This window comes from Bordetella sp. 02P26C-1 (genome assembly GCF_009763255.1).
In the GTDB taxonomy this organism is placed as follows: Bacteria; Pseudomonadota; Gammaproteobacteria; order Burkholderiales; family Burkholderiaceae_B; genus Bordetella_A.
This window is the reverse complement of sequence record NZ_WSJB01000023.1, coordinates 1-691: the sequence shown is the minus strand read 5'-3', so window position 1 is coordinate 691 and position 691 is coordinate 1. Positions and strand designations below refer to the sequence as shown.

1 protein-coding gene is annotated in these 691 nt (G+C 53.3%); it reads right to left on the bottom strand.

Features of this window, described 5'->3' with window-relative positions:
• Nucleotides 1–40 precede the first annotated feature (40 nt).
• On the bottom strand, nt 41–691 hold a 651-nt coding region (locus tag GOQ28_RS14900; protein ID WP_160357039.1), incomplete at its 5' end, for an IS3 family transposase.

Below are 691 nucleotides of genomic sequence, written 5' to 3'. Positions count from 1 at the left end.
TGGTAATCCCCCCATTTTTAAACGTCTCGGAAGGTAGAAGCTATGCCGCGATGGCGAGTTTCTGCTTCGGGGTAATCCCGCCGAGCGCCATGTTGGGGCGTTCGTGATTGTATGACCATAGCCATTTTGTGGCGTAGTCTTGAACATCAGCGACGGTATCAAACATGTAGTGGGCTAGCCATTCGTACCGCACAGTTCGGTTATATCTTTCGATATAAGCGTTCTGCTGGGGCTTTCCGGGCTGGATAAATTGCAGCGTAATGCCTTGCTGTGCTGCCCAGTCCTTGAGTGCCTCACTGACATATTCTGGGCCGTTATCGCAACGAATCATCAAAGGTTTTCCGCGCCACTCGATAACCTGGTTTAACGCCCTGATAACCCGTAGCGATGGCAGTGAGAAGTCGACGTCGATGCACAGCCCCTCACGGTTGTAGTCGTCGATCACGTTAAACAACCGGATGCTGCGCCCATCGGCGAGCTGATCGTGCATGAAGTCCATCGACCAGATTTCGTTCAGTGTGGCGGGCACCGCAAGCGGTTCGGGCTGCTCGCGAACAAGGCGTTTACGGGGCTTGATTCTCAAGTTCAATTCCAACTCGCGGTAGATCCGGTAGACGCGTTTGTGGTTGTATTTCAAACCCTTCACGTTGCGCAGATACAGGAAGCATAGGCCGAACCCCCAATTGCGCTG